Source organism: Actinomycetes bacterium, assembly GCA_036000965.1.
Classification (GTDB): domain Bacteria; phylum Actinomycetota; class CALGFH01; order CALGFH01; family CALGFH01; genus DASYUT01.
Genome location: DASYUT010000354.1, coordinates 23,029 through 30,158 on the forward strand (window position 1 = coordinate 23,029; position 7,130 = coordinate 30,158).

Annotated in this window: 7 protein-coding genes; 6 read left to right on the forward strand and 1 reads right to left on the reverse strand. The window is 70.0% G+C overall.

What is annotated here, in order from left to right; all coding sequences use genetic code 11:
* Positions 1 to 198 precede the first annotated feature (198 nt).
* The 3 genes from VG276_31610 to VG276_31620 all read left to right on the forward strand — a co-directional run bounded on the left by VG276_31610 (position 199) and on the right by VG276_31620 (position 3,911).
* Positions 199 to 1,311, forward strand: coding sequence for a hypothetical protein (locus VG276_31610; GenBank protein HEV8653823.1), 1,113 nt, complete (start codon positions 199 to 201; stop codon positions 1,309 to 1,311).
* A gap of 334 nt (positions 1,312 to 1,645) precedes the next feature.
* Complete coding sequence (locus VG276_31615) at positions 1,646 to 2,848, forward strand: hypothetical protein (protein HEV8653824.1); 1,203 nt, start codon at positions 1,646 to 1,648, stop codon at positions 2,846 to 2,848.
* Between the two features lie 385 nt (positions 2,849 to 3,233).
* A complete protein-coding gene (locus VG276_31620; GenBank protein HEV8653825.1) occupies positions 3,234 to 3,911 on the forward strand; it encodes a hypothetical protein in 678 nt (225 codons plus the stop codon).
* On the opposite strand, the gene VG276_31625 is transcribed toward VG276_31620, so the two are convergent.
* Positions 3,908 to 4,444, reverse strand: a complete 537-nt coding sequence (locus VG276_31625) for a 2'-5' RNA ligase family protein (GenBank protein HEV8653826.1) — start codon at positions 4,442 to 4,444, stop codon at positions 3,908 to 3,910. The two genes, VG276_31620 and VG276_31625, sit on opposite strands and share 4 nt — an antisense overlap.
* 450 nt (positions 4,445 to 4,894) lie before the next feature.
* Between VG276_31625 and VG276_31630 the strand changes: the two genes are divergently transcribed.
* Genes VG276_31630 through VG276_31640 form a run of 3 tightly spaced genes read left to right on the forward strand, consistent with a single transcriptional unit; the run spans position 4,895 to position 7,121 of the window.
* Positions 4,895 to 5,164, forward strand: coding sequence for a hypothetical protein (locus VG276_31630; protein ID HEV8653827.1), 270 nt, complete (start codon positions 4,895 to 4,897; stop codon positions 5,162 to 5,164).
* Positions 5,161 to 6,294: an aminotransferase class I/II-fold pyridoxal phosphate-dependent enzyme gene (locus VG276_31635; GenBank protein HEV8653828.1), complete on the forward strand. Its 1,134-nt coding sequence runs from the start codon at positions 5,161 to 5,163 to the stop codon at positions 6,292 to 6,294. Before VG276_31630 ends, VG276_31635 begins: the two co-directional genes overlap by 4 nt.
* Complete coding sequence (locus VG276_31640; GenBank protein ID HEV8653829.1) at positions 6,291 to 7,121, forward strand: inositol monophosphatase family protein; 831 nt, start codon at positions 6,291 to 6,293, stop codon at positions 7,119 to 7,121. The genes VG276_31635 and VG276_31640 overlap by 4 nt, the downstream gene beginning before the upstream one ends.
* The last annotated feature ends 9 nt before the right edge of the window (positions 7,122 to 7,130 follow it).

A 7,130-nucleotide genomic window follows, 5' to 3' on the forward strand; every position in this document is an offset into this window, starting at 1 on the left:
ACCCGGCCAGGCACGAGCCTTGACCTGGCCGCGTCAAGCTGGTGGCCGCCAGTCACCAGAACTGGGCGGCCAGCTCGCCATCTGTCCACCTACACCGTATCCCCGGCCACGGCTGCTCTTGGGCAGCTCGTCTTTTCGGGCAAGGTGTACGAGATGGCGTGGCGGCTACGCAATTCGGGCGTCTCGAGCATGGAACGGGTGCACGCGATCGGCGTCGATGCAGGGATCGCGCTCGTGGAGCTCGACCGGCTCATCCTTCCAGTGCTCGACCAGCTTGGGTGGGTCCGGATCAACCGTGCCGCCGACGGTGCGCTTGTCTCCGTCGATGCCGTGCTGCCACCACCCATCGAGCTGATCGCGCTCGCCACCAGTGTCATGAACATCAACATGCCCACGCCCGTTGAACGTGCCGCGTTGGAGATCCTCCGCGCGACAACCCGGCAGCCTCTTGAGCTGGCCGCCGCCTTGGAAGTGGGCGCCGAGCATGGAGAGCAGGCGGCCGAGGACGCGCTTCGGCACCTGACTGCCGTCCGCCTGGTCCGCCAGGTACAAGCAGAAGACGGGCGCAGCGCCGTGTTTAACCCCAACATCTGGGTCGGCGACGAGCGGGTGGCCGAAGCTGCGCTCCGTGCGGAGGACGCCCGCGTCCGTCGGGAGGTGGGCGCCCTGTTGGAGGAGGTCGCCGCCTCCCCTGGTATGCCGGAGACGCTCGTTAGCAGCACGGAGCTGCGTTGGGTCGACTTCGCCGTCTCCCAGGGCCTCGTCCAGCGCTCGGTGGTGCAAACTACGGAGGGAGAGGAGAAGCGCTTTCTGTTCACGCCTCACCTTGCTCGGGATCCGTTTGGAGTGCAGCCGGGTGACGCCTCCGGACAAGTACGGCAGCTTGTCGGGTCTATGGTCTACGCTGCAACCTTCGCGAGGGTCCGTCTGCGGAGCCCGGCGGCATTTGTCCGTCGCCTGCTTCAGTACGGCGAGGCGGGCGACGCCTCACCAATCGGGACCGACTACCCGATGCTGGAGACAGGTGGGATCGCTCGCGTCAAGCCGGGCTCGACTCCGGGGAGGTGGCGACTTGAGCTACTGCAGGCCGATGTCGCTGAGGCCGCGCTCGAGATCCTCACCGCGCGCGACTCCAGGCCTGGCGGGAGTGCAACGGAGACCACCGCTGAACTCCGGGGCCAGCGGTCTTACACCCACATCGAGCGAGAGCGGGCGCGCTTGGCGCACAACGCCCCAGTCGACGACGCCGACACGCGCCGTCTTATCGCCGCGCTCCGACAGTCTGTGAGGCGAGGGGTCCGTGGTAGCTGACCAGCGCCTGACGACAGCCGCCGAAGCAGAGCTGAACCTCGGCGCAGCCTCGGCGGACCGACGTCCGCCGAGCCGGGTGGGCCCCGAGGAGCCGCGACCGCCTAGGCAAAGTGGCGGGGCGCCGGAACGGCCTGAGCAGCCTGATCAGACGACTGGTCGCCAAGAGGACGAGCAGGCCGATGCACTACGAACGGCGAAGCAAGACGACGCGAACCGCCGTGACTCTCGTGCCGCCTCCAGCCCACCCAGCTCGGCTCGTAGCCGGCGCAGCTCCCGGCCCGGGAGGGACAGGCCCGCGTCAGCGCCGGATGCCGGCGCTGACCTGGAGAGGCGCGTGGGCCGGGTCGAGTTCGCAGAAGGAGCCCTGGTTCGCCTGCGAGCCCCGGTCCGGGTCAACGCCGAGGCCGGGCGTGACGTGCTCACCGATCTCGACGTGGTGGCCGTCGACATCGACCTGCGCCTGCGAGTCTCCCGCTCAATTCTGGAGTGCAAGAGCGGCCAGGGACAGGCCGGCGAGCCAGACCGGCTGCTCTGGCTGGCCGGGTTACGCCAGTACGTCGAGGCAGACCGCGCTGTTCTCGTGCGGCAGACGGTCAGCAGGCGTGGCCGCGACGTTGCCAAGAGGCTTGACATCCAGGTATTCGACGTGCCAACGCTGGAGAAGCGGGAGGCTGCGCACGCATGGCTCCCGCCGACCTTCGCACACCTGAGCGGTTCTGGTTGCATGAACGCCGAGAGCCGCACAGACATCCAGCTCAGGGGCCTAGGAAACATCCCGGCCGATCTCGTAGCGTTCCTTCGGTACGAGGCGCTTCTGGCCGCTCCGCACCGCGTCCTGCTTACCCTGACAAACTTGCGGGAGGCCCTGGACACGGCGGGAATCCTACCGGACCCCACCGGCAAAATCATCGCAGGCCATGCCCTCGTAGGACTGCTCGTTGCCGCGGTCACCGATGCGCAGGCGCTTGACGCGTTGCCCCCTCAGCGGCTGCAGCAGAGGCTTGAGCTGGCTCTAACCGTCGGTAACCCCGAGGACACCTCCATCCTTGAAGTCCTCGCCGCCGCCGACGAGCTTCTTGGGCACCTCGTCGAGCAGGTTCACGCCCGGTACGTCGAACGAGGTGCTATCCGGCTGGACGTCTCTGTGCCAAACCTTCGTGAGTTGATCGCCGACCCGCCGCCCTGGATCCCTCGCTACCTGGACCTGCTCGACGCGCTTCGGGCGAACCCAGCGGTTGCACGGGACCTGCCGCAGACCGCCGAACTGGCTTGCTTTGACGCACTGGTCGGCGATACCAACTATGAAAGTAGGGCCTTCGACCACTTGTTTACCGCTGAGCACCGCCAGCTCTTGCGCCTGGCGGTCCAGATGCTTCGTGATGTCGCCGGTCCTCTGCTTGTGGGACGACTCAACGGCCTTGCGAACATTAACTTCGACCGCGTCGCGCCCGCCCTTCCGGAACGGCGCGGCACCGCGCCTACGCACCCGTCGGAGCCACCCGAGCTTGCGCGTGAGCCGGATGATGCGAACAACTGAAGATCAGAGCAAGCAGTTGGTTTGGTCGGCCTTGAACTCCCTGAGGGTGCTCATCTGGAATTTCGGTGAGCGCCGTCGTCCCAAGCCCCACTCATGCGGCTCGAAGGACATGATGCACTCACCGGCGAATTGAGGGACATGAAGAGCCTGCCGAACGGTTGGAGGCGATACACGCCACCGCGCTCCTGGGCAGCCCTGCGCAGGCGTCCGTGACTTGTGTCTCCCGTGGTAGCGTCACCTGGTAGAGAAGGTCCCGCGCTGATGCTGCGGCCGGGGCATGGTCGGAGACCTGTCCGGAGGCCCGACGTGGCGATGCCTGCCAGCCCGGCTCGGCGGCCCGATGAGATATAGCAACGGCCCGGCTGCCCGGACCTGTCGCTGCGGAGTGCGCCTTGCGCAGAACAACCCGGGGCCGCTCTGCGCCCCGTGCGGCAAGCAGGCCCACGAGGCGACGCTCCAGCCGCCCGAGGTACCGGAGGCGGCCGAGCAGGCCGGCGATCGCGTGCTCAGCGCCTACGTAATCGCAAGCCGAGGCCGGGTCGCCACGTTCGAGGGAGACCACAAAGAGATCCGCGACGTCGGGTTTGCCGCCATCGACCGGGCTGGCACGGGTAGGCACGTCAGCGGCCGAATGCTCGCGTGGCTGTACACGCTGGAGGCACGTGGTTGCGCGGGGATGGGCGACCTGGCTGCAACAGAGAGAGCGCTCGCGCAGGCTGAGCGGGCTCTGAGTGAGGGTGGCCGGGCCGAGCCTGGCCCAGACATGGACTTCTTCGACTTCACCCGTTTGCGGGCCCTCGCCGGTGAGTGCTACGTGTTCCTCCGCAAGCCCCGGTTGGCAAGGGCCAACCTGGAGGAAACACTCCGGCTGCTGCAGCCAGAGCAGCGCAAGCGCCGTGCGATGGTCGAGCTGGACCTGGCCAGGGCCTACGTGCAGGCTGGGCAGGTCGCGGAGGCGTACGCGCTCGCGGGGCAGGCTCTAGGTGTGGGGGACGACAGCTTCACCGGCCCCTTGGCGCAGCGAGTTCGGGATTTCCAGACCGAGATCGCAGCCCGCCGCTAGTTGCCAGACATGCCCGATGCCGCCTTGCCGAACGGGACGGTCGCATACGTCTCCCAGCGGTACAGGTGGGTGTCACGGCCGAGGACGATGAGCCGCACGGCTCGGAGCGTGACGGCCGCCGATCGCGGCCCCAGGCCGTGCAGGAGCTCAGCATACGGACCGGCCGGTCCATCCGCGTTGCTGTAGGCGAGGCTCACATGCGGCGTGAAGTCCCCAGCGGACTCGGGTACCCGGGCTTCCCCCCACACCTCGGCAATCGCCCCACGTACCGCGCCACGGACCTGCTCAACGCGCGCTGCTGGGGTGACGCGCAGCTTCACCCCTTCAGGGCCGACAACCGCAGGGCCAAGGGTGAAGGCCAATGGTGCAAGGCGAGCGCAGCGAGTCCTGGCAGCGGTAATGATCTGCTGAACATCCCGCTCGGGCACCTCATCGACGAACCCGATGCCCTGCATGGTCAGGTGCAGCCACTCAAAGGGCACCAGGTCAAGGCTTGGTAGCTCGGCAAGGTGAGCTTGGTAGTGCTCGGCCACCTCGCGCAGTGCCGCCTGCCCGTTCGCTGTCGCCTGGTCATCGAAGGTCAGGTGCCAGGTCCAGAACCGGCGGCCGGGCCGCCAGCCGGGCCGCCACCACCAGTGATCACGGATGTGGTCTCGCACGACATCCTCCAATCCAAGCTGGTTCGCCGTGCATACGGCGCTGGCGATGAGCCCTGCCCATATGCCTGTTCTGCATATGCGATGCCAAGGTCAACATAGCTGGTTAGGCATTCTCGGCGGATCTTCTCAGCGTTCCGTTCGTTCCCAGCCGTGACGGAACAGGAGGACCGTCGGATGCACGCGAAAAGCCCTGCCGACCAGGCCGCGTGGGTGCTCCCGGACGACGCGATGGCACGACCGGTGCGCCGCTTCGGCCGGCAATCCCTTCGCCTTACGCTGACAGCTCCTGCTGCACAGCCGGACCTGCGCTGGCACCTTCGGGCCGTGGCGACAGGTCGCGCCCGGCCGCTCGCCAACGACCTGGACGCGCACGTGCGCGAGGCGCTGTTGCTCGGCACTCCATCCATGCGCGGCGCACGGGAGACCGCCCGCACCCTGCGCGGCTGGGCGACCCTTCACGACTACGACGCCCGCGTCAGCACCATCTCCATCGCCTGTCACCCGGCTGGCTTGGCCCTGGTGTCTCCAATCGGCCTGTCACGCTCCCCCATCTACGCCTGCCAGAGGCCGGCAAAGAGGGGTGGGGTTGCGTGACCGGCCGGGATCGCCAGCAGGTGCGGCCCTACCTCGGCAGGGCTGTCCTGGGCGCTCAGGGTCAGGTGGCCGGGATGCCTGCCGGCGCAGGTGGCTCGGGGTCGGCACCCCCCTCCGACCGTCCACGACCCCGGTCGGAACTCGCCGGCCATGTGCCCTACCGGTCACCGCGCCCGCGGGTGCGGGTGCGGCTGGACACCAACGAGAGCCCTTGGCCGCCCCCTGCGGGGCTGCGGGCCGCCCTGGCGGAGCTGGCGGCCGGTCACGACTGGCAACGCTACGGCGACCTCGACGCGGTTGGGCTGCGCGCCCGCCTCGGCGAGGTGCATGGGCATGCGGCCGAGGGGGTGTGGGTGGCCGCCGGCACCTGGGAGGTCCTCCAGCAGGTCCTGCTCGCCTTCGCCGGGCCCGGCCGCAGCGTGGGCATCCGCGAGCCGACCTGGGGTGGCTACCGGCACCTGGCTGCTCTCACCGGCAGCCGGGTGACCGGCGACCGCACCGCCGAGGTGCTGGTGGTCTGCTCGCCCAACAACCCGACCGGGGAGCCGACACCGCTGGCGGTGGTGGCCCAGCGCTGCCAGGCACACCCGGCCAGCCTGGTGGTGGTCGATGAGGCGTACGCGGAGTTCTCCGGCGCGCCGAGCGCCGTCGGGCTGCTTGGCCAGTACCCCAACCTGGCGGTGGTGCGCAGCTTCTCGAAGGCGCTGGGCCTGGCGGACCTGCGCCTTGGTGACCTGCTCGCCCACCCGGACGTGGTAGCAGGGTTGGAGCGGGTGCGGCTGCCCTACCACCCGTCGGGGTTCGCCCAGGCCGCCGGGCTGCTCGCCCTGGACCACCTGGCGGCGTTGCAGGCCACCATCGCCCGGGTGGTCGCCGAACGCCAGCGGGTCGTCGCTGGGCTGCTGGGCCTCCGCGGCCGGGGGGTCAAGCCACGGCCGAGCCAGGCCAACTTCGTCTGCTTCGCGGTCCCGGGGCCGGCTGCCGGGGTGCGGCGGGGGTTGCTGGACCGGGGGGTTGCGGTCCGTGACGTGTCCGACCAGCCCGGCCTGGCCGGCCATCTGCGGGTCACGGTGGGCACCCCGGCCGACAACGACGCCTTCCTGGCCGCGCTCGGCGAGGTGCTGCCGTGAGCGACCACCGCGCGACCGCCGACGGCGACGACCTGGCGATGGCGCGGCTGCTGGCCGATGAGGCCGACCGGCTCAGCCTGGACCTGTACCGCAGCGGCGAGCTGCTGGTGGCGCGCAAGCCCGACGCCAGCGAGGTCACCCAGGCCGACCTGGCTGTAGAGGACCGCCTCCGCGCGCTCCTCGGCACCCACCGCCCGGAGCAGGGCGTGCTGGGCGAGGAGCGCGGCCCCACCGGCAGCCAGCGGGTCCGCTGGCTGCTCGACCCCATCGACGCCACCCGCAACTTCCTCCGGGGGGTGGACTGGTGGGCGACCCTGCTCGCCCTCGAGGTCGACGGGCGCGTCGACGTCGCGCTGATCTCGGCCCCGGCGATGGGGCGGCGCTGGTGGGCCGTGCGCGGCCAGGGCGCCTGGACCACCGGGCCGCTGGACCCCGCCCCCCGGCCGCTGGCGGTGTCGCGGGTCGAGACGCTGTCCGACGCCCACCTGGCCTACGGCGACCTGCGCGTGGATCCCTGGTTCACCGGGCTGGCCGGGGTGTGCTGGCGCACCCGCGGGATCGGCGACTTCCTGATGTGGTGCCTGCTGGCCGACGGCGCCGTCGACGTGGTGGTCGGCCAGCACACCGACCGGGTCTGGGACCTGGCCGCCCCCATCCTCATCTTGCAGGAGGCTGGCGGCCGGGTCACCGACCCCGCCGGCCGATCGTGGGCGGAGGGGCAGCTGGCCGTCGCCAGCAACGGGCTGCTGCACCCGGTGGTGCTGGGCGCCATCGCCGCCGGTACCGACTGTGCCGGGTGCGCCCCGGCGCGGGACCGGGGCGGCTGACCCCCCCCC